Source organism: Chryseobacterium defluvii, assembly GCF_003634775.1.
In the GTDB taxonomy this organism is placed as follows: Bacteria; Bacteroidota; Bacteroidia; order Flavobacteriales; family Weeksellaceae; genus Chryseobacterium; species Chryseobacterium defluvii.
The window spans coordinates 1,084,100-1,104,508 of record NZ_RBXB01000002.1; the positions used below are offsets into that span (position 1 = coordinate 1,084,100).

The following is a 20,409-nucleotide window of genomic DNA, read 5'->3' on the forward strand; positions in this document are numbered from 1 at the left end:
AAATTTGGGATTATGATTTTCTTGTCATTCCTTCCTCTTCATGCTGGATCACCCTTTTACAGATCACCACATCATTTTCTGCAATATGATTGGTAGAAATATCCTGGTCAAAATCAATATATTTTCTGAAGCTGAAGAACGATTTTTTGGTATAAAATATCCAGTAATACGGTTCTTTCTCACGATCCGTAAGGTGTATGATTGAATTTGGATTCTTATGGTTATAATCATCTACAACCCTGTAAAACCAATCTCCGAATGTAACCCCCGTAGGAAGTGTCTTTGCTTTAATTCTAAATCTGTTGGCGTCTTCAAGGTTTTTACTCAATTCAACATTCAGTACCATCAGGCGGTCAAAATCCGCACCGTCAAAATCAGGAAGTTTCTGTTCCGGTGAATACCTCCATGTTTTATAAATATCAAAGGGAATACTGATAAACTGGATGTAACAATAATAAAATATTCTCGGTACAATGAATATCAGCATACTTGTGGCTGCCATTACAGGATATCCCGTTCCTTTGCTCATCCATTTAAAAAGCAGGACAAAAAGAAATCCTCCGAAGGCGATACAGGTTAAAGAAAGAATAGATTCAAAGAGAATGCTTAGTGACAAAGAATCAATATGTTTTTTGAAATACTTATCCAGTAAATTCACATGAATAATTCCGAAAAGAAGATAAATGATCTGTGCAATAAGATACCAATAAGGATTAAATAAATTACCTGCAAAGCCAAAAAAGCCGGGCAAGGCCAGACATAACCCGCACAGAAGAACATATATGATAATAACCTTAATTTTGATAGCAGGCTTATTTCTTCTGATCACTCCTAAAATGATCATCATAATGACTGCTATTAAAGGCATCAAAATATATCTCAAAAAGATCCCTTTTACTGAAGAAACTTCCATCTTATAAATTTCAAATTAATATTTTATTGGTGATTGTAAATATAGCAAAATATTTTACAGGAAAGTAGAATATCCGAGACGGTTGGCGTTTCTTACTCCGTCTTCCAGCACAAATGAATATTCCTTTTTCTCCGTGATAAAATTCTCCTCAACATCTACCGTGACCGGAAGAAAATAATCATATAAAGCTTGCAATATTTTTCTGAACGGACTTCCCGGAATATATTGCTTAACATCTTCATATGGGATCGGGCCTATATTCACGACCCAGTTTCTTTGTCCGTCCATATGCCTTCCACTCGGTATAAATGTAACGCCCAGTCTTGAATTCCCCAGTAGCATGGAATCATCGCTTTCTTCAATATCATCAATAATATTAGGGGTGAATGTTACCTTTACCGGAACCTGGAGGAAAGCCGACAAGCATCTCTCAAACCATTGCTTATCTCCTCTGATCTGATGAAAAAACGGCAAAATGTATATGAAAATGTAAGCGCTCTGCTTATCGAGCATGTTGATCAACGGCCAAAGCTCACTAACCGTTTCCAGTAAGGTGTCCGTATCACTGGAAATATCAAAATCGAATTCTTTTAGCAGGCCGCTTATTTCCGTGAAGAATATTTCTAACTCAAAAGGACGAAAAAATTTTCGGGCATCCTCCTCTACTTTCTTTTGCTTACGGATTTCCCGTACCACATTTTCCACATTCTTTCTGGAGGTACTAAGAGACGGCGGATGAAACAGCCCTTCCGGTAAATAATCATAAATGCCTTCCCTGTACGTTTCTATGGTAAAGACTTCTTCGTCAAAGCCCATATAATGGCTGGAGATACTCTTGATATCTTTTAAATAAGCCCTGTCGTTGATTCCGACCCTTTCTATGAAGATATTGCTTACTGCTCTATGGTATTTCAAAAGATTCACCGCTACGGCTTCAGCCTTGAAATCTGTCTGCAGCTTATTGTAATGCATGTCTACAATATTATTCTCATACATAGTGTTCTTTGATTTGGTGTTTCCTGTGATTATAGACTTGTAAAGATAATATATCTCGTATAGTTGAAAAAATATTTTTTATGTTAATTTTTCATTAAAACAGTAATTAATTGAAATTATAAAGAATAAAATACAATTAAGTCATAAAATTATAAAAAAATATGAAGTTCAGTAAGACCAGAAACAAGAATTTATTTTTAATTTAATAATAGTTCAGAAACTCTACCCTATCTTTGCAGCCTGAAAATGTTATGTAAATGAAAAGTATGTATTCTAAAATTCTGATGTTGCTGTTTGTATCTTCTTCTCTTTATTCATATGCATGGGGACTAACGGGACATCGGATTATCGCAGAAATTGCAGAAAACCATCTTTGCGGAAAAGCCCGGAGAGAGATCAAAAAAATGATGGGGAAAGAACGTCTGGCGTATTGGGCCAACTGGCCGGATTTCATTAAATCTGATACCACAGGGGTCTGGAAACAGGCTTCATCATGGCATTATGTAAATATAGACCCACAAGTTGATTTCAAAGCTTTCGAACAGAACTTAAAAATGCAGGCAGGACCTAGTTTATATACCCAGATCAACACTTTATCTGCCCAAATAAAAGATAAAAAGACATCTGAAAAAGACAGGAAAATTGCTTTGATATTCTTAATCCACATCATGGGTGATCTGGCGCAACCTTTACATGTGGGAAGAGCTGAAGATTTGGGCGGAAATAAAATTGACGTTACCTATTTCGGTGAGAAAACCAATTTACATTCCGTATGGGACGGAAAACTGGTTGACTCTCAAAAATACAGCTATACGGAATATGCCACACTTCTGGATATCAGAACCAAAGAAGAAGTAAAACAGATCCAATCCGGAACCCTGGAAGACTGGTTATACGACTCTCATAAGATAGCCAACAAAATTTACGCTCAAACACCTAATGAATCCAAGCTTTCTTACGATTATCAGTATAAATTCAATGAAACCATGGAAAGACAGCTTCTTTACGGAGGTTTGAGACTGGCAAAAGTATTGAACGATTTGTTTTAATGGTTGACTGTAGATAGTTGATGGTCATTAATCATTGCTCATTATTTATTACTCATAAAAAAGCGGAACCTGAATGTTCCGCTTTTTGTTGACCTATTGTTTAAAAAAAATTAAAACTGGTGTAACCTTTTTATATTCTCCAACGTATAATATATAGTAAACTCTTTTTTTGAGGATAAAATAAATGAGACAATTAAAAATCACTAAGCAGGTTACCAACAGGGAAACTGCTTCATTAGACAAGTATTTGCAGGAAATTGGTAAAGTAGAATTGATTACTGCAGATGAAGAAGTAGAATTGGCACAAAGAATCCGTGCTGGCGACAGAGCGGCATTAGAGAAGTTGATCAAAGCCAACCTTCGTTTCGTAGTTTCAGTATCCAAACAATACCAAAACCAGGGTCTTTCTTTACCCGATCTAATCAATGAAGGTAATTTAGGACTTATGAAAGCTGCAAAAAGATATGATGAAACAAGAGGTTTCAAATTTATCTCTTATGCAGTTTGGTGGATTCGTCAATCAATCTTGCAGGCATTGGCGGAACAGTCGAGAATTGTAAGATTACCGTTAAATAAAATTGGTTCAATCAATAAAATTAACAAAGCATACGCTCACCTAGAACAGGAAAACGAAAGACCACCTTCTCCGGAAGAATTGGCGGAAGTTCTTGATATGAGTGAAGAAGACATCAAAGAATCGATGAAAAACTCCGGTAGACACTTGTCTATGGATGCCCCTTTAGTAGAGGGTGAAGATTCTAACCTTTATGATGTATTACGTTCAGGAGAATCTCCAAGTCCTGATAAAGATTTGATGTTGGAATCTCTTCAGATTGAGATCGAAAGAGCATTGAATACGCTGACTCCAAGGGAGGCAGACCTTGTGAGATTGTACTTCGGATTGAACGGAAAACACCCGATGACCTTAGAGGAAATTGGAGAGACTTTCGATCTTACAAGAGAGAGAGTTCGTCAGATCAAAGAAAAAGCAATTAAAAGACTAAAACACAACACCAGAAGCAAGATCTTAAAATCTTATTTAGGTAAATAATTTTAGTGTAAATAATGTATAACGGAGCTTGATTTTTCAAGCTCCGTTTTTTTTGTAACATCTGTCTCATAATTTTAACTAATACAATATTGCTCCTTCGTAAGAAGGTCAAGAAATTGATTACTTAAACATCATAAATGAAAACTATGAAAAAAATATTTTTGGCTTCTACTCTAATTCTATTGTTACTTTCATGTAAAGAAAATAAATCTGAAAATCCACCTGTTATAGCTAATGCCGTTGACAATGCAGAAAAATCCGATGTATCAAGTTATATCACAAAACGTGGTGAAAGTAATATGGTCTACGAAATCTACCATGAACTCATGGAGAATGATAAAAATCTTCAAAATCTGGATGAAAAGATTAGGAATACCAATAAGGAAACGGAAAAAATAACATCACAATACACTACTATTATTAATAAATCTGAAACTTATTACACAGATGCTGCAAATTTGGCAAAATCCGTTAGTGATTCTATAATGAACCATGAAATCAGAAAAGAAATTAAAGCAAATTCAGAAAAGTATAATCTAAAAATAAAACATATAAAGGATCTACTCAGTAAAATTGCTGAAAACAGGGTAAAGCTTCAGGACCAATATGTTGTTTTTCAAATCAAAAAGACCCTTCCCGAAATTGAAAAATACCAAAATGCTCATCCTTTAAAAACAGACAGTTTAGATAACTTTATCAAAAAACAGAATGCTTTATTGAGTGAATTAAAAAGCTTAAAATAAAAAAGGAACTCCAATTGAGTTCCTTTTATTTAATAAGTGAAAGTAAGTCCGGCTCCCCATCCCATTTCATTATCATAATTTCCGGAAACCGACAGCCATTTTTGCAGGATATACCTCAGTCCGGTTGAGAATTCCCCATCAGAATTTAAGCTAAAATTTCCCCTTATCCTTCTGGAAATAGGAATATCTTCCCTGCTCAGCTCCAATAGGACTTTTCCATTCTGGTCAACACTCGCATCGGCAATCACTAACATCGGTAAGACATACTGAATACCTGCAATAAAGGTATTTTTATTTCTTGGCGTTCTGTTTTGCCCAAACCAGGTTTTCTTATTACCTTCTTCCCTATGCATGTCCCCCATCATTTCATTTTCTGCCATTTCACTGGCATTCTGGATTCTGAAACCCACATAAGGCAATGCCCATTGAAATTTCCCTAAGAATCTCCCCACTTTAAAATTTCCGTCAAAATGATTGAAATCCCAGTTGGAGTGAAATTCATTTAGATTCGCCCATCTCGGGCCGAACATCGTCATGGTTTCTGCATGGATCTTATTGCTTGCTACATCCAGCATAGCCATTGTGCTGATCATCCTGTTGTCGCTCAGGAAATTTTTCCAGGCTAATTTTCTATTGGGTAATTGAGGGTTTGGTTTTGAATTTTCATAGCTGAACACTCTTCCCATTCCTGCCATCATATGATACAAAATATGACAATGGAAAAACCAGTCTCCATCCTGATTGGCGGCGAACTCAATCGTATTGGTTTCCATCGGCATGATATCCACTACGTTTTTCAATGGAGAATATTCCCCTTTTGAATTGATGAGCCTGAAATCGTGGCCGTGAAGGTGCATCGGGTGACGCATCATGGAATTATTGTACATCGTAATTCTCAGAATTTCTCCCTTTTTAACCAGAATCTTATCTGTTTCGGTTACCGTTTTGTTATCCAGCGTCCAAAGATAATGGTTCATGTTCCCTTCCAAAGTAAATTTCAGTTCACGTACATTATCTCCCGGAAGAATTGTTTTTTCAGGGGATTTTAAAATATTATATGACAATCTTTTAATTGATTTTTCCTCCTTCATATCCATTCCTGCATGCTGAGAATGATCTTCTTCCTTTTCATCATCCTTGGTTTTAATGCCCATCATTTCATTCATATGCTTCATCGTCATTTTTCGCTGGCTTTCCGGAAGTTCGGGATACATCACTTCATTCATATCCATCATCTGGTTGCCCATCGTCATATTCATAGGCTTCATATTCCCACTCATTTCCATCATTCCGTTCATCATTTTCATCCCTTCAAACAACATTAATCTCGGTAAATTCGGAGCCTCTATTTTTTCACCGGAGCCCAGCCACAGGGAAGCATGCCCTATCCTGTCCTCCGATGTAGCCCTGAATTCAAAACTTTTATTTTCCGGAATGGTAACTTCAATATCATAGGTTTCGGAAACACCAACTATCAATCGGTCCACTTCTACAGGAACCACATCATTCCCGTCGTTGGCAATCACTTTTATTTTTCCGCCTCCATAGTTCAGCCAGAAATAAGTGGACGAACCTCCGTTGGCAATTCTCAACCTCACTTTATCTCCGGCTTTGAGATTAGAGTAATCCGAGCTTGGTAAACCGTTAATAAGAAATTTATCGTAATACACATCGCTCACATCCATGGCTTCCATCCTCTTCCATTCATTTAATACTTTAGTACCGAAATTTCCGGATTTTATCGCTTCCCAGTAGCTTTGAACGGCATTTTTCTTAATGGCATACCAGTCTGTATTCGCCATGTGGAGCCTTCTGGCAATCTGAGTAGGGTTTTCATCACTCCAGTCTCCCAAAAGAACAGGGATCTCCGCTGTATAATTTATTTTAGGTTCACCTTCTCTTTTTTTGAAGACCAATACTCCGTTCATTCCAAGCTGCTCTTGTAAAGCTTCATGAGAATGATACCAATACGTTCCGTTTTGTGAAACTTTAAATTTATATAAGTGGGTTTCACCCGGTTTTACGGGTTTTGTGGTTAGATAAGGAACTCCATCGTGTTCATTGGGTAAAATCACCCCATGCCAATGAAATCCTGTGTTTTCTTTCAGCATGTTATGAAGATAAATTTCAGCAGTATCTCCTTCTGTAAAATATAAGGTCGGAGCCTGTAATTTACCGTTCACAGCAATAGCTCTACGGTTTTTTCCTGTAAAATTGACGATGGTATCTTTTACATACAGATCATAGCGAACTGTTCTGCCTTTAAAAGTCACTCTTCCATTTTCATCATTTCTTTTCAGTTCTGAACTTTTCTCGTCATGATTTTCAACCTGATGTTGGGAATGATCCTCTTTTTCAACCAGATCCATTCCACATTTCGGACATTTACCGGGCTTGGAAGAAACTACTTCCGGATGCATCGGACAGGTATAAGTGGGTTGAGTCTGCTGCTTAGGCTGAGCTTTAGGTTGAGAATTAGTTTTCTCAATCTTATTGGTTTTTGGAACTGTCTGAACTTTCGGCTTTGGCTTGGTTACAGGCTTAGATTTCTCTTCGACCTTCACCTTAGCTTTTACTACCGGTTTTTTTATTTTTTGTTCCGGAGCTTTTGTTGCCTGTATCGGTTTTACTTGTGGTTTCTGAACTATTTTAGGTTTTATAACAACTGTTTTTTTCACCAATGTCATTCCGCATTTTGGGCAATCTCCCGGCTTTGAAGAGACTACTTCGGGATGCATCGGACAGGTATAGTACGTCTTTGTAGTTTGAGCAAAGCTGAAAACAGAGAATAAAAGCATCAGAAACATGATCAGTTTTTTCATAATTTTCTAATCTTTATTAAGTTATATCGTCAAAAAAATCACCTAAAGTAATTTATATTTTAAATGATATAACGAATTGTTTTAAAACGAGATACTATAATTATTTTATCTCTGACTTTACGGTACCACAAGAAAGCATTGAGCTTCCGTAATAAGGATTTACAATTTTTTTCTCATCGCTTAACCAGCTTCCGTCCGCCATTGGACAATACTGAACAAACACAGGGTTTGCAGAAAGCTTAAATTCCTTAGTTAATGCGATCATGTTATCTGAAAGGTTATAGAAAGTCTCTCTTTGAGTAGCGATATTTCTTGCTTCGGAAATTAATGTAGCATCTTTTCTGAGGATATTCAGGTTTCCCTCTGAAACTAGCTTATAATCCACCGTTGAGGCTGTTTTAATGAATTCTGATGCTGCTTTTGAAGCTTTATCCGCATCATCGGAAGCTAATGCTGATTTTATCGCAATATAGTTCTGATATAGTTTGGAAACCTGAGCATCAGATTTTGATTGTGCTGAAACAGAGATTATTGAAAATAAAGCAAATACTGCTGTGATGATATATTTTTTCATTGTTTTACAATTTAGAATGAATGATTTTTTAATAATAATGTTTTGAAAACCGCATCATTACGGTAAGCCATGTCGCTCGTAACGATATACTATCTAACGACTGACGGATTCTAAATTCTGAAATTACAATGATGAATAAAAATGGGCTCTGACGGAATGTCAGGTGGTGCATTAATCTGAATTGAGGTCTGCTTCGAAGCTGCAAAAGATTTATCTATAAAGAAAAACTGTTGTTTTTGCGGTTCATGAAGCTGCTTTACAAGGTCTATTTTAAGTAAATCTGATTTTTGAGAATCATCTACTTTTACTACTTTAATTTCTGTCTTGCAGCAGTCTTTTTTGGTTTTAACACCGCATTTACCACAAATGTCATCCACTTTTTGACTTACAGAAACAAATTCCTGCATACAATAATGAATGCTGAAAACGGCTCCGGAAGAAAATCCGAAGTAGAAAACAGAGAACAATATGGCAAGAATCTTTTTCATAGCTCTGTAGCAAAGGTAAAAATTTCTATGAAAGCGTTGTTATAAAATTTGGTATTGTTGTTATAAAATTCTGGAAAATACTTTACTTCTGATCTTCATTTAAAATAAAAAGCAACGGTCATTATCAATAATTCATAAGAAAAAATCTGCATTTCATAAGAATTTAAGTTCATATTTTGGATTTGATTGTTTTCATTCTTGTATGTGAAAACAATATCATCAATATTATTTCTGCCTTTGGACATTCTTTTATATTTCCATGAAACTACATTTTTCCATTGTAAAGATTTTCCTTTATAAGATAAACCACTTTCAGAAAATTCCAAATAATAGACATCTTTGAAAGTATGAATGTCAATTGTGGTGTTTAATTCATTATCTTTTAAAAAAGTTTCAATGACAAAAGGAATTTTTTGAAGATTACTATCTTTATGGAAGTAGGAAATTTTTTCAAAGCATTTTGAAAGAATGACCGGATATTTTGAAAAAGATATCAATAGCTTAATCAGCAAAAAACCGAATAATTCTGATAAAATGTAACTGGCACCCAAAATAAAAACAATTTTAATGATTGTATTGAATGTGAGTGGAGAGGTAAAATCTATTCCTTTAATTATAAGTAAAATTAAAGAGACCATTTTAACATATCGATATACTAAAATAGAATTTCTTACTGTCATTTTTTCTAATTATAAAAACTCATGAAAATTCATGAGTTTTTGTTTTATTGTCTCGCAGATTATGCAGATTGAGCAGATTTTTTTGATAATTGATGTTGAATATAATTTATCAACCAATCTAACATCTGATATCTATTTAATTTTAAATTCCAGTTTCACATTGAAGAAACGTCCTGTAAGACGTACCGGAACAGGATACATCAGATTGGTTGTTGAATCTGTGATCCATTGGTTGGCCACAGTATTGTTGATGTTAAATGCGTTGAAAACCTGTACTCCCAACGTAAGTTCCTCAAAATTACCCCAGAAACCGTAAGGTCTGTTTTTGCTTTTAGGATCTATAAACACTTTTGAAAGTCCGATATCTACTCTTTTATAAGAAGGCAATGTTTTTTGATAATTGTACGGATTGGTAAAGACCGGAGCTCCCGTTGGCAATCCCATTGCATATACCAAAGTAAGGTTGACACGCATGGATGGGAATTTAGGCATATAATCCTGATAAAACATGGCAAACCTGAATCTTTGATCTGTAGGTCTCGGAATATTCCCTTGTCCGTCTATATTTTCATATACCCTCGCATAACTTGCAGATAACCAGGAATCAACTCCCGGAACAAATTCCCCGAATAACCTGGTATCAATTCCATACGCATACCCGGAAGCATTATTTTTACCTGAATAACGGATTCTTACATTATCCATATAGTACGGAATAAGGTTATCCATCTTTTTGTAATACGCTTCTGTTGTTAATTTGAATGGTCTGTCATACATATAAAATTCATAATCGTTGGCCAGGATCGCCTGGATAGAACGCTGTGATTTTATATCTGAATTGAAGTTTCCGTTTAGATCTTTAATTTCTTTATAGAACGGCGACTGGTAATACACTCCTCCTGAAAGCCTGAACAACATATCCGATTCCCAATCCGGTTTTATGGCAAACTGTACTCTCGGAGAGAAAATAGTTTCTTTATTAAAACTCCAGTGGGAAACCCTGGCTCCGGCATTGATGAATACTTTATTGCTTCCCCAGAAAAATTTCTGAGAATATTGGGCATAAGCCGAAAGTCTTGTAGGCTCAATACTGTTGTTTCCGGATATTCTGTAGAATAAATCTAAATCAGACGGATCACCAAATCTTGGATCATCCGGTGGTCTTGGGGTACTATAACCTGCAGAATCTACCAGTTTCCACTCATTGGTAAGATCTTTCAGATTTTCTTTTTCAAATTTGAATCCGACTTCAATATCTGTATTTACATTGGGGGAAAACCGTGTTCTGAACTGGCTTCCATAAGTTCTTACAAATAAATCATTTCTGGCATGTTCTATTTGTCCGCCTATATCATACGTTGTCACAGGAGCTCCTGTAATAGGATCAAATGTTTGCAATATATAAGCTGAAGAAATGGTATAATATTCTCTTTCCCTGTTCTGATAGGCAAAGCTGTCTAAAGTGAATCTCCATTTATCCGATGGTTTATAGTTCATGGAAACCGTTCCCATCATATTTTTATACTTATCATCTTCCCTTCCGTCATAGAAAACTGTAAGGTTAAGCGGCATCTGAACGGTTCCGAAATCCACACTTCTTTCTTTAGGGATCATCTCATAATCATTCTTGGAATAATACCCTATGAACGATAAGGAGAACTTCGGACTGAAATGATAATTGATGTACGATTGAAAATCCCAGTATTTAGGGTTAAAATCCGTATCTTCTTTTAAAGTATTAAGAACCAGGTTGGTATTTCTGTATCTCCCCGAAAATAAAGCCGTTAGCTTCTGATTTTTTGAAGCCAGGCCTGTAGTCAGCCTTCCTCCTATCAAACTGGCTTCTCCTGAAAGCTCAAATTTTTCCGGTTCGCGGTAATAAATATTCAACGCTGAAGACATTTTATCTCCATATCTGGGTTCAAAGCCTCCCGCTGAAAAATTGACCGTTGAGACCATATCGGGATTAATGATACTCAGTCCTTCCTGCTGTGAATTTCTGATCAGAAAAGGCCTGTAAATTTCGATATCATTAATGTAGATAAGGTTCTCATCGTAGTTACCGCCACGCACCATATACTGTGAAGAAAGTTCAGTATTGGAGTTTACGGAAGGTAATGTTTTGATAATCCCTTCTATACCTCCGGAAATACTTGCTACTTGCTGAGCATCTTTGGCTGAAATTTTTACAGTAGTAAGGTCATTTGTTTTTCCTGTTGTCTTTTTCTGGAAAATGACTTCCTCAATCTCGGTTACTTTCGTAGAGGTATCCCTCTTTTTCGCCTGAGAGAAAGCCAGCAAAGGAACCATAAGGCTTAGTGGTAAAACTAGTTTTTTCAAAAGAAATATTTTAAAGAATTCCTAAAATTAATTATTTTTTAACAATTACAAAATTGATTCTCTGATTCTTGTTAATTTTTGCAACAAATCTTCCAATAAATCCAGTCTTAACATATTGGCTCCGTCGGATAATGCTGTTTCCGGGGTCGGATGGGTTTCAATGAAGATTCCGTCTGCTCCCACCGCAATTCCTGCTTTGGCAACAGTCTCTATAAGATCCGGTCTTCCGCCTGTAACGCCTGAACTCTGGTTAGGTTGTTGCAGGGAATGGGTAACATCCAAAATCACCGGCGCATATTCTCTCATAGTCGGAATTCCGCGGTAATCCACAATCAGGTCGGTATATCCGAAAGAATTTCCTCTTTCAATAATGGCAACTTTTGGGTTGTCTGAATCCGTAACCTTCTGAACCGCAAATTTCATGGCTTCCGGAGAAAGGAATTGTCCTTTCTTTAAGGTAACACATTTTCCTGTTTTTGCCGCCGCCACCAGCAAATCCGTTTGTCTTACAAGAAAAGCCGGGATCTGCAGAACATCCACATATTGCGCTGCCAAAGCGGCATGTTCATTTTCATGAATATCCGTTGTCGTGGGAATATTGAAGGTCTCACCTACTTTTTTAAGAATTTCAAGGGATTTTTCCTCTCCGATCGTTGTAAATGAATCTACCCTGCTTCGGTTAGCCTTTTTAAAGCTCCCTTTGAAAATATAAGGAATATTATATTTATTGGTAAGTTCTATCACTTTTTCGGCAATTCTTAACGCCATATCTTCCCCTTCAATAATACATGGTCCTGCAATAAGGAAGAAATTTTTGGAATCTTTGTGATGAATATTATCTAAATACTGAATCATTAATTCTGGGTTTTATTAATTATATTTTCTAAATTTTGAACATTCTTCTTATATCTTTCATCATTCTCTTTTTTAAGAACATTCAGCCATTTTTTAGCTAAATCCAAATTTTTATAATGAGCTGCATAGGCTCCCAAGTTAAGCATTGATTCTGCCCTGTAATCTTTATTTTCAAAGCTATCCAGTTTTTGAATCAGAAAAGAATCTGCCTCCGCAAGTTTATTCTGGTTTAATAACGCATAGATGTATTCTTTATTGATCAGGTCATCAGAAATTTTATTTTGGAATGCTTCCAGGCATATTTTTTCTGCATTCACATAATCTTTCAGAGCATTATAGGAAAAAGAAAGTTCAAAATACAGCTTATCGGTCTTAAAATTATTCTGATATAGTTTTTGCAGCCTGGGCAATGCCAATTGAGGGAAATTAGCGCCATTCATGATACTGGCTCTTCTTAATATTTTTTCATTTTCAGAACCTTTGCTTGCGTAATGTTTCAGCCAATCCGGCTGAGCCGGTAAATTGAATTGCTTTAACAGCTCAGGAGACAGTATAGCAGTCTTGAATTCCATGTTTCCTACCCGAACCGTGTATGACGCTGTTGTATTGGTTTCATCTTCAATATACTCCAGTTTACCATTTTTCTCATTCAAACTGCCCTGCATCCTGTAACTGTATCCTGCTGTATCATCAAAATAGATCACTCCCACATTATATTTCGTTTCGCCTTCTTTTTTAGGCATCACGACCCAACTGTTCTCCGCATCCGGAACATTGGTCTCAAATTTCAGTTGGGAAACCGTTTGGGAAGATAAAGAAAGGCTTGCCGTTAAAAGCGAAATGAGAACTATTTTTTTCATTGCAGCATCTTTTTAATTACTTTCTCAAAAGTATTAATATTTCTGCTTGTAAACTGATCTTTCAGGCTTTTTTTACCTAAAACTTTTCCAAAAGTGGAATCCAGGGTATTTCCTTTCGGAACTTGCCAATAAAAAATATTATTCACAATTTCTGCCTTTTCATTTTCTGTTTTAGCAGCATTTTCAAATTCCTGCATCAGTATATTTTCCACTCCGGGATTTCCCACAAAGGTATAAGTATGCAGGTCTTCATTTTTGGTAAAAGGATTTCCATTCCAGAAGGCTTCCGTTTCTTTTTGAGATCTTATAAATAAAAACGCTTCATAGGAAAAGTGGTCCGACATTGCTTTTTCAAGGATTTTCTTTAATTCATCTGCTTTCTTATCGGATGAAAACACAATATTTCCGGAAGCTAAAACAGAAAAGACATCTTTCATTCCCGCCTCTTTGAAAACCTGGCAAACATCTGCCATTTTCATGTTTGTTCCTTTTACATTCACACCTCGAAGAAAAGCACAATAGTTCATAGGGATGGAGTTAGAAGTTATGAGTTAGAAGTTATGAGTTATGGGTTATGGGTTATGGGTTATGGGTTATGGGTTATGAGTTATTAAATATAATCTTTTAATCTTTTAATCTTTTAATCTTTTAATCTTTTAATCTTTTAATCTTTCAATCTTTCATACAAATTATAATCTGTTCCGGAAGGCTTCAGCTTATAAATTTTTTCCAGAATTTTATTATCACTTTTGATATAATCTTTCACCCTGAATTCTTTTAATATTTTATAATGAGCTTTATAATATTCAGCATTTTCTCCTTCAAATAAATCCTGATAAGAAAGCAGGTACTTCGGCTTCCTATTTTTTACCGTATTGATCCAGTAATTCTTTTTGTCTTTTTTAATTTCTTCCTGGATCTGTTTATCAACAAGACCTACTTCATCAATGGTTTTCAACCCTGAAAAATATGGGATATATCCTGCAGGCTCAAGGAAAATCCATTGGTTTTTGTCTTTTTCATAATTCCCTAGAAACAGTCCCATTTTTCTCCTGTAATTCCATTCTCCGTTTCCTGTAGCAATAGAATGTATGGTTTGAAAAGCGAGCATAGGAAGGATATAGAATAGGATCAGTAAAGAGAGCCACCAGTTTCTTTTTACTTTCTGTTCCAGCACAAAAATAAGAACCGGCACAAAAAGTAAGAGTTGCGGTACCCAATAATACCAGTCGAATAAACTTTTCTGGGAAATGAAAATGATTTGTTTCGTCCATCCGAAAAGGAATATCATCCATAAGAAATAATTCCTTTTTTCCTTTTGCCTGATCAGGTAGATGAAACACAACAGCTCAAACAGTAAGATAACAATCGTCAGAGGATTAAAGTTTCCGGGTAATTTCAGCATTCCCCAGAAATTACCATAATTTGAAGTAAAATATTCTATGTTCTGTTGGGTCGTAAAATTGTGGTCATATAAAAGTTTTTTGGCAACAATCGTGTTATTGATCAATTCTCCAAAATACAACCAGTTGAACGCCAATGCCACGGAAATACCTAAAATTCCGCCCAGAATATATTTTACCCTTAATCTTCTGTTGAAATAAGTATCCACTAAAAATACTATTCCCAGGAAGATCGCCGTATCAATTCTCGTAAATAATATCAGAACAGGCAATACAATCAGTGCCCATGTTTTATGTTTCCTGAATCCGTAATACAATAAGGCCATTTCCAGAAAGAAGAGTAACCCGTACTCCATTCCTAAGATAGAAATCTTTATAGAAGGAGGCAAAACTCCTAACAGGAATATGAAAACAGCTTTATGCCAGGGATTTTTTAAAACCAAATGAGATAAAAATAAGCTTCCTATTGTAAAAAGCAAGGAATTGAATATCAGAATGGGAACAATAAAGTTTTCTTTCCCAAAAATCAAATTGAATAAATAGGATACAAAAACATACAAATGTGTGGTGGATGCAGAGATTTTTGTATTTCCGTTAAAGCCTATTACGCCGTAATCCAGTAAATTCTGGGCTACTCTCCAGGTGATAAAAGAATCTTCCTGGATGTAACGGGTAAGCAAAAAAAGAAGCTTGAATACTACTGTAAATATTACAGCATATATTGGAATTTTACTGTTTTTTGATTCAGTCATTGTGCTCATTTATGTAGTACAAAGATAATCTTAAAATTCATGAAACCCAATAAAAAAACGGAACCGAAGTTCCGTTTTAAAGTATGCTTTTTATTGTGTTGCTTTAATAATCGCAGTGGTAATCTGATTTTCCTTTTCTTTTGAATATGTGGAATCAAATGGTTGCATAATATCAAATAAATATTGGTAGAATGGTGTGATCTTCTGTACATTTTCCGATTCGCTCATTGCTTTTTCTTTTCCTAACTGCTGCAAATCCTTGATAAAAGCATTGAACTTCTTGTCGATCGGCTCAATAGATTGAACCAGATAATCATAAGCTTTATCTTTCTGACCAATTTTTGTATAAGCATCCGTAACGGCTGAAACAACAAGAGAGTATTCCATTGGTTTTGCTCTCATCTGTTTTCTCAGGTACACCTGATCCGATTTACTTAAGCTTAGATAATAATCGTATTCTTCAAAGATTCCTTTTTTAAGGATTTCTGCCAATTTCAAGCCTTTCTGCTCCTGTCCTGCTACAATGTAACCATATACCATAGAGCTTAATGAACGGGGATCATTATATTTTTCAGCCGGAATTTCTTTAGCCGCTAAATCTAATAATTCAAGCGCCTTAGCTTTCTGTCCGCTCAATGAAAGCGCTGCTGCCGCTCTACTTGCCGCACCTCTATAGCTGATAATATTAGAAGTTGCCGTTTCATCAAAATGAGCGTTCAGATCTTTGAAATTACCCCATCTGAAGTTCTTTACTACATTGTATAGCGAATTGGCATCTACTCTACCCATATCTCCGTCGGCGTTTGCCTGAGTATGGATAGGAACCAGCCTGTAGCTGAATCCGTCGAACTGAAGATATTCGTCAAGGAAGAAAATATTCTCGCTGTCATAAATCCCTCCAGAAGAGAAATTGATCGGACGTTTCCAGTCGAAATTAGCTAACAGATCAAGCATAATCAGATTGTTTTTATAAAGAGTATTGCCTTTATAGTCAATCATGATCTGATTCACTGTATTCGGAAGATCTGCCTGACTGATAATTCCAGCTTTCAAAGCATTTGCCTTATTAACAGGTAAAATGAATTTAGTTACCGGAAGAATATTATACTTTTCATATTTTTCTTCTCCAAAGTACATTTTCAGCAGCTCATCTTTTTGAGGAGACTTCATTTTGATGAAGTTCATTGCTTCTTTCAACGTCATTGAGTCCTGGGTCAGGTACTTTCTGAACTGTTGGAATTCTGTTTCAGGAGCTCCCTGCTCTTTTAGCATAGAGAATAAACCTTCCCAATCATCTTTTTTCATCAGATAGATCTGATCGTTCACACCGTCTCTGTAATCCTCATGAGTCAACTGGCTCGGAATAGCAGAAGCGTTGTATGTTTTTCTCTTGATCTGATCGATATTCCATGGAGTTGATGCCAACGTAAAGTTCACCACTTTTACATCATCCCTGAATCTTTCAGTTTCTTGGATTGCCCAAACCGGATAGGTATCATTATCCCCATACACGAATAAAATATCATCTTTCGGCAATGATTTCAATACTGAATAGGCATAATCATACGCTGTGTACCTGTTACTTCTGTCGTGTACATTGTAATTCTGGAAGCCCATCATTAATGGAACGCCTAATAATACTACACCCGCTACAATATTTGCAACGTTGGATTTCACTTTTGATTGTAGGAACCATAAAATAGCTCCAGCCCCCAATCCTATCCATATCGCAAATGCATAGAATGAGCCTACTAATGCGTAATCTCTTTCCCGCGGTTCAAAAGGCTTCATTCCGGTATAGAAAACAATTCCGACACTCGTTAAAATGAATAATGATAACAAAGCGTAGAATCTTCCAAAATCTCTGTTTAATTGGAAGAAGAAACCGATCAATCCTAAAATTAAAGGTAAAAAGAAGAACTTCACCGTGCTTTCATTCTTGAATTTTGCCGGCATTTTATCCTGGCTTCCCCATAAAGCATCATCAATAAATGAAATCCCTGAAATCCAGTTTCCATTGGTAATTTCCATATGCCCTTCCAAGTCATTTTGACGGCCTACGAAGTTCCACATCAGATATCTTACAAAATAGTACCCGTTCTGGAATGTAATGAAGTAATCCATATTCTGGCCAAAAGAAGGTCTCTGAACATTGATCAGGTCATAAGGTCTTACTTTCAGGTAATCTGAAGCAGTAATGGACCCGTCTTCATATTTTTGTCTCAGTTCATCAAAGATCTGTTTAGCTTCCGGGTTGTCCGCAATTTCCTCATTTCCATAATTGAACGTAAAATCCGGAGCTCCATACATGGAAACATAATTGGACATCACGTCTTTATCCTCATTGAACATTCTCGGCATTAAGCTTACATGGGACTTATTGAATACATAATTGAATCGGTCTCCTGTTTTTCTATAGGTACCGGTTTTCTCATCTTTTTCATAGATATCCCCGGTTTTTACGGTTTTATAGCTTCCGTCTTCATTCTTTTCAATTCCTTTTGCATCAAGGAAAGCGGTGTAGTTCTGTCCGTAAATGGTAGGCCAGTCTCCATATTGCTCCCTGTTATAATAATCCAGCATCCCGATAGCCGTATCCGGATCATTAAGGTTCATCGGTGGATTGGCATTTGCTCTTATCGGAATTACCATCCAGCAAGAAAAACCGATGATCATATACACCACAGATAATGCAACTGTCTGGTAAATATTTCTTTTGGCCTTTCTGGCATATTTAATCAAGAAATAACAGATAACGACCATTAAAATGAAAGCTGCAATAGTTCCGGAATGGAAAGGAAGCCCTAATCCGTTCACAAAGAATATTTCCAGTTTTCCGAACAACGTCATGATAACCGGGAAAATAATCTTGAAAACAAAAGCTAAAACAACCAGTGTAATAGCATTGGCCCAGATAAAGCTCTTCCATGTAAATTTGTAATTTCTTGCATAATATATTAAACACACTGCAGGGATTGCCAGCATACACATCATGTGCACCCCAACAGAAAGCCCTAAAATAAAGAAGATCAAAATAATCCATCTTTCATTATCCGGAGCCGTGTACTCGTTTTCCCATTTGGTGATCAACCAGACTAATAATGCGATAAACATGGAAGCCATCGAGTATACTTCTCCCTCTACTGCAGAGAACCAAAAAGTATCGGAAAATGTAAAGCATAAAGCCCCGATTACCCCGGCAAACAGAATAGAAATTTCCTGATGTTTTGTTACTTCTTCGAAATCTTTGTTCAAAAGCCTTCTCACCAGATGGGTAATCGTCCAGAACAAAAATAAAATAGTAAACGCACTGAACAATGCTGACATTGCATTGATCACAATGGAATAATTTTCGCCTTTGCCTAATGCAAAGATTGCAGCCACAGCACCCACTATCTGGAACAAAGCTGCTCCGGGAGCATGCGTTACTTCCAACTTCACTGCTGAAGAGATATACTCTCCACAGTCCCAAAAACTAAAATTAGGTTCTATAGTGGACAAGTACGTGAAAAATGCAATAACGAAAACAACCCATCCCAAAATGGTGTTCCATTGCCTAAAAGTCCAATTTTTCATAGTATTAAATCAATTACGCGAAAATAAGGTTTTTAGTTCATTCTATAGTGATTTTAACAAAATTTAAAAAATTTGGCGCAGTTTTTGAGACCATTCAAAGGCTGGATTGCAAAAGAAAAAATGAATATTTATTTATTGAGTACTTACTAATTCAACAAAAGTTTAAAAATTATTTATTTTTTTGTATTTTTGCGGTCAGATTTTTATTGAAAAATAACAAATAATGAGTAATGTTTACGATAATATCCTTGGCCTTATAGGAAACACTCCTATGGTGAAGCTAAATACTGTAACGAAAGATATTCCTGCAACCGTTTATGCCAAGTTAGAATCATATAATCCTGGACATTCCACTAAAGACAGAATTGCTCTTCATATTATAGAAAACGCTGAGAAAAAAGGTTTATTAAATAAGGACTCCGTAGTGGTGGAAACTACGTCTGGAAACACAGGATTTTCTCTTGCCATGGTTTGTATTATCAAAGGGTATAAATGTATTCTTGCTGTGAGCGACAAAACAAAACCTGAGAAGATTTCTTATCTGAAAGCACTCGGTGCTACAGTATATGTTTGTCCGGCCAATGTTCCCGCAGATGATCCGAGATCTTATTATGAAGTTGCTAAAAGAATTGCTTCAGAAACACCTAATTCGGTATACATCAATCAGTACTTCAATGAACTGAATATTGATGCCCATTATCAGACTACGGGTCCTGAAATCTGGGAGCAGACAGAAGGTAAGATTACCCATCTTTTTGCCTGTACCGGAACCGGAGGAACTTTATCCGGCTCAGCCAAATTCCTGAAAGAAAAAAATCCTGATATTAAAATCATTGGTGTAGATGCTGACGGCTCTATTCTTAAGTCTTATCACGAAACAGGCAAAATCCATAAGGAGGATGTTCACCCTTACCAGATTGAAGGAATGGGGAAAAACTTAATCCCCACTGCCCTTTTATTTGATAAGGTGGATGAATTTGTAAGGGTAAATGATGAAATGTCAGCGTACAGAACCCGTGAGGTGGCTTTAAAGGAAGCAATCATGGGGGGTTATACCACAGGAGCTGTTACTCAGGCATTGCTACAGTATGCACAATCTCATGAATTTTCAAAAGATGATGTGATTGTTTTGATCTATCCTGACCACGGTTCCAGATACATCACCAAGGTGTATAGTGATAAGTGGATGGCAGAGCAAGGTTTTATCAACAATTGTGTTCACAATTATGATGAAGTTTTCAAAACAGAATTCATTAAATAAAAAATAATAAATCACGATACAAATCAAGCCTTTTTGTAGATCATAA

16 protein-coding genes are annotated in these 20,409 nt (G+C 36.1%); 4 read left to right on the top strand and 12 right to left on the bottom strand.

Going from position 1 to position 20,409, the window contains the following annotated elements:
• Nucleotides 1–10: 10 nt before the first annotated feature.
• Nucleotides 11–913: a TssN family type VI secretion system protein gene (locus BCF58_RS11810; RefSeq protein WP_121461971.1), complete on the bottom strand. Its 903-nt coding sequence runs from the start codon at nucleotides 911–913 to the stop codon at nucleotides 11–13.
• Between the two features lie 54 nt (nucleotides 914–967).
• Nucleotides 968–1,909 (bottom strand): type VI secretion system baseplate subunit TssG, encoded by a 942-nt coding sequence (locus tag BCF58_RS11815; RefSeq protein ID WP_121461972.1) that lies wholly within the window; start codon nucleotides 1,907–1,909, stop codon nucleotides 968–970.
• A 257-nt stretch (nucleotides 1,910–2,166) separates the two neighbouring features.
• Between BCF58_RS11815 and BCF58_RS11820 the strand changes: the two genes are divergently transcribed.
• The 3 genes from BCF58_RS11820 (at nucleotide 2,167) to BCF58_RS11830 (ending at nucleotide 4,752) form a co-directional block, all read left to right on the top strand.
• Complete coding sequence (locus tag BCF58_RS11820; protein WP_121461973.1) at nucleotides 2,167–2,958, top strand: S1/P1 nuclease; 792 nt, start codon at nucleotides 2,167–2,169, stop codon at nucleotides 2,956–2,958.
• Nucleotides 2,959–3,142: 184 nt separating this feature from the next.
• Nucleotides 3,143–4,009 (top strand): sigma-70 family RNA polymerase sigma factor, encoded by an 867-nt coding sequence (locus tag BCF58_RS11825; protein WP_002979276.1) that lies wholly within the window; start codon nucleotides 3,143–3,145, stop codon nucleotides 4,007–4,009.
• Between the two features lie 146 nt (nucleotides 4,010–4,155).
• Nucleotides 4,156–4,752, top strand: coding sequence for a hypothetical protein (locus tag BCF58_RS11830; RefSeq protein WP_121462061.1), 597 nt, complete (start codon nucleotides 4,156–4,158; stop codon nucleotides 4,750–4,752).
• A gap of 29 nt (nucleotides 4,753–4,781) precedes the next feature.
• Here the strand turns inward: BCF58_RS11830 and BCF58_RS11835 are convergent, their stop codons facing one another.
• The 10 genes from BCF58_RS11835 to BCF58_RS11880 form a co-directional block, all read right to left on the bottom strand.
• Nucleotides 4,782–7,574, bottom strand: a complete 2,793-nt coding sequence (locus tag BCF58_RS11835; RefSeq protein WP_228434791.1) for a multicopper oxidase domain-containing protein — start codon at nucleotides 7,572–7,574, stop codon at nucleotides 4,782–4,784.
• A gap of 100 nt (nucleotides 7,575–7,674) precedes the next feature.
• Nucleotides 7,675–8,148 carry a DUF3347 domain-containing protein gene (locus BCF58_RS11840; protein ID WP_121461974.1) on the bottom strand — a complete coding sequence of 158 codons (474 nt, stop codon included), beginning with the start codon at nucleotides 8,146–8,148 and terminating at the stop codon, nucleotides 7,675–7,677.
• A 110-nt stretch (nucleotides 8,149–8,258) separates the two neighbouring features.
• Nucleotides 8,259–8,636 (bottom strand): HYC_CC_PP family protein, encoded by a 378-nt coding sequence (locus BCF58_RS11845; RefSeq protein WP_121461975.1) that lies wholly within the window; start codon nucleotides 8,634–8,636, stop codon nucleotides 8,259–8,261.
• A gap of 95 nt (nucleotides 8,637–8,731) precedes the next feature.
• A complete protein-coding gene (locus BCF58_RS11850; RefSeq protein WP_121461976.1) occupies nucleotides 8,732–9,316 on the bottom strand; it encodes a hypothetical protein in 585 nt (194 codons plus the stop codon).
• Between the two features lie 132 nt (nucleotides 9,317–9,448).
• A complete protein-coding gene (locus BCF58_RS11855; RefSeq protein WP_121461977.1) occupies nucleotides 9,449–11,656 on the bottom strand; it encodes a TonB-dependent receptor plug domain-containing protein in 2,208 nt (735 codons plus the stop codon).
• A 45-nt stretch (nucleotides 11,657–11,701) separates the two neighbouring features.
• A complete protein-coding gene (gene kdsA, locus BCF58_RS11860; RefSeq protein ID WP_121461978.1) occupies nucleotides 11,702–12,511 on the bottom strand; it encodes a 3-deoxy-8-phosphooctulonate synthase in 810 nt (269 codons plus the stop codon).
• Nucleotides 12,511–13,371, bottom strand: a complete 861-nt coding sequence (locus BCF58_RS11865; RefSeq protein WP_121461979.1) for a hypothetical protein — start codon at nucleotides 13,369–13,371, stop codon at nucleotides 12,511–12,513. The genes kdsA and BCF58_RS11865 overlap by 1 nt, the downstream gene beginning before the upstream one ends.
• Entirely contained in the window at nucleotides 13,368–13,898 is a 531-nt protein-coding gene (locus BCF58_RS11870) for a DUF1697 domain-containing protein (protein ID WP_121461980.1), read from the bottom strand. The genes BCF58_RS11865 and BCF58_RS11870 overlap by 4 nt, the downstream gene beginning before the upstream one ends.
• A gap of 137 nt (nucleotides 13,899–14,035) precedes the next feature.
• A complete protein-coding gene (locus BCF58_RS11875; protein WP_121461981.1) occupies nucleotides 14,036–15,526 on the bottom strand; it encodes a hypothetical protein in 1,491 nt (496 codons plus the stop codon).
• A gap of 90 nt (nucleotides 15,527–15,616) precedes the next feature.
• Entirely contained in the window at nucleotides 15,617–19,102 is a 3,486-nt protein-coding gene (locus tag BCF58_RS11880; protein ID WP_121461982.1) for a glycosyltransferase family 117 protein, read from the bottom strand.
• 223 nt (nucleotides 19,103–19,325) lie between these two features.
• Here BCF58_RS11880 and BCF58_RS11885 point away from each other — a divergent pair, with 223 nt between their 5' ends.
• Nucleotides 19,326–20,363, top strand: coding sequence for a PLP-dependent cysteine synthase family protein (locus BCF58_RS11885; protein ID WP_121461983.1), 1,038 nt, complete (start codon nucleotides 19,326–19,328; stop codon nucleotides 20,361–20,363).
• Nucleotides 20,364–20,409 lie beyond the last annotated feature (46 nt).

Excerpts from the sequence above, each read along its gene's own strand:
- BCF58_RS11810 (WP_121461971.1), bottom strand. The coding sequence starts at position 913 with ATGGAAGTTTCTTCAGTAAAAGGGATCTTTTTGAGATATATTTTGATG.
- BCF58_RS11815 (WP_121461972.1), bottom strand. The coding sequence starts at position 1,909 with ATGTATGAGAATAATATTGTAGACATGCATTACAATAAGCTGCAGACA.
- BCF58_RS11820 (WP_121461973.1), top strand. The coding sequence starts at position 2,167 with ATGAAAAGTATGTATTCTAAAATTCTGATGTTGCTGTTTGTATCTTCT.
- BCF58_RS11825 (WP_002979276.1), top strand. The coding sequence starts at position 3,143 with ATGAGACAATTAAAAATCACTAAGCAGGTTACCAACAGGGAAACTGCT.
- BCF58_RS11830 (WP_121462061.1), top strand. The coding sequence starts at position 4,156 with ATGAAAAAAATATTTTTGGCTTCTACTCTAATTCTATTGTTACTTTCA.
- BCF58_RS11835 (WP_228434791.1), bottom strand. The coding sequence starts at position 7,574 with ATGAAAAAACTGATCATGTTTCTGATGCTTTTATTCTCTGTTTTCAGC.
- BCF58_RS11840 (WP_121461974.1), bottom strand. The coding sequence starts at position 8,148 with ATGAAAAAATATATCATCACAGCAGTATTTGCTTTATTTTCAATAATC.
- BCF58_RS11845 (WP_121461975.1), bottom strand. The coding sequence starts at position 8,636 with ATGAAAAAGATTCTTGCCATATTGTTCTCTGTTTTCTACTTCGGATTT.
- BCF58_RS11850 (WP_121461976.1), bottom strand. The coding sequence starts at position 9,316 with ATGACAGTAAGAAATTCTATTTTAGTATATCGATATGTTAAAATGGTC.
- kdsA (WP_121461978.1), bottom strand. The coding sequence starts at position 12,511 with ATGATTCAGTATTTAGATAATATTCATCACAAAGATTCCAAAAATTTC.
- BCF58_RS11865 (WP_121461979.1), bottom strand. The coding sequence starts at position 13,371 with ATGAAAAAAATAGTTCTCATTTCGCTTTTAACGGCAAGCCTTTCTTTA.
- BCF58_RS11870 (WP_121461980.1), bottom strand. The coding sequence starts at position 13,898 with ATGAACTATTGTGCTTTTCTTCGAGGTGTGAATGTAAAAGGAACAAAC.
- BCF58_RS11875 (WP_121461981.1), bottom strand. The coding sequence starts at position 15,526 with ATGACTGAATCAAAAAACAGTAAAATTCCAATATATGCTGTAATATTT.
- BCF58_RS11880 (WP_121461982.1), bottom strand. The coding sequence starts at position 19,102 with ATGAAAAATTGGACTTTTAGGCAATGGAACACCATTTTGGGATGGGTT.
- BCF58_RS11885 (WP_121461983.1), top strand. The coding sequence starts at position 19,326 with ATGAGTAATGTTTACGATAATATCCTTGGCCTTATAGGAAACACTCCT.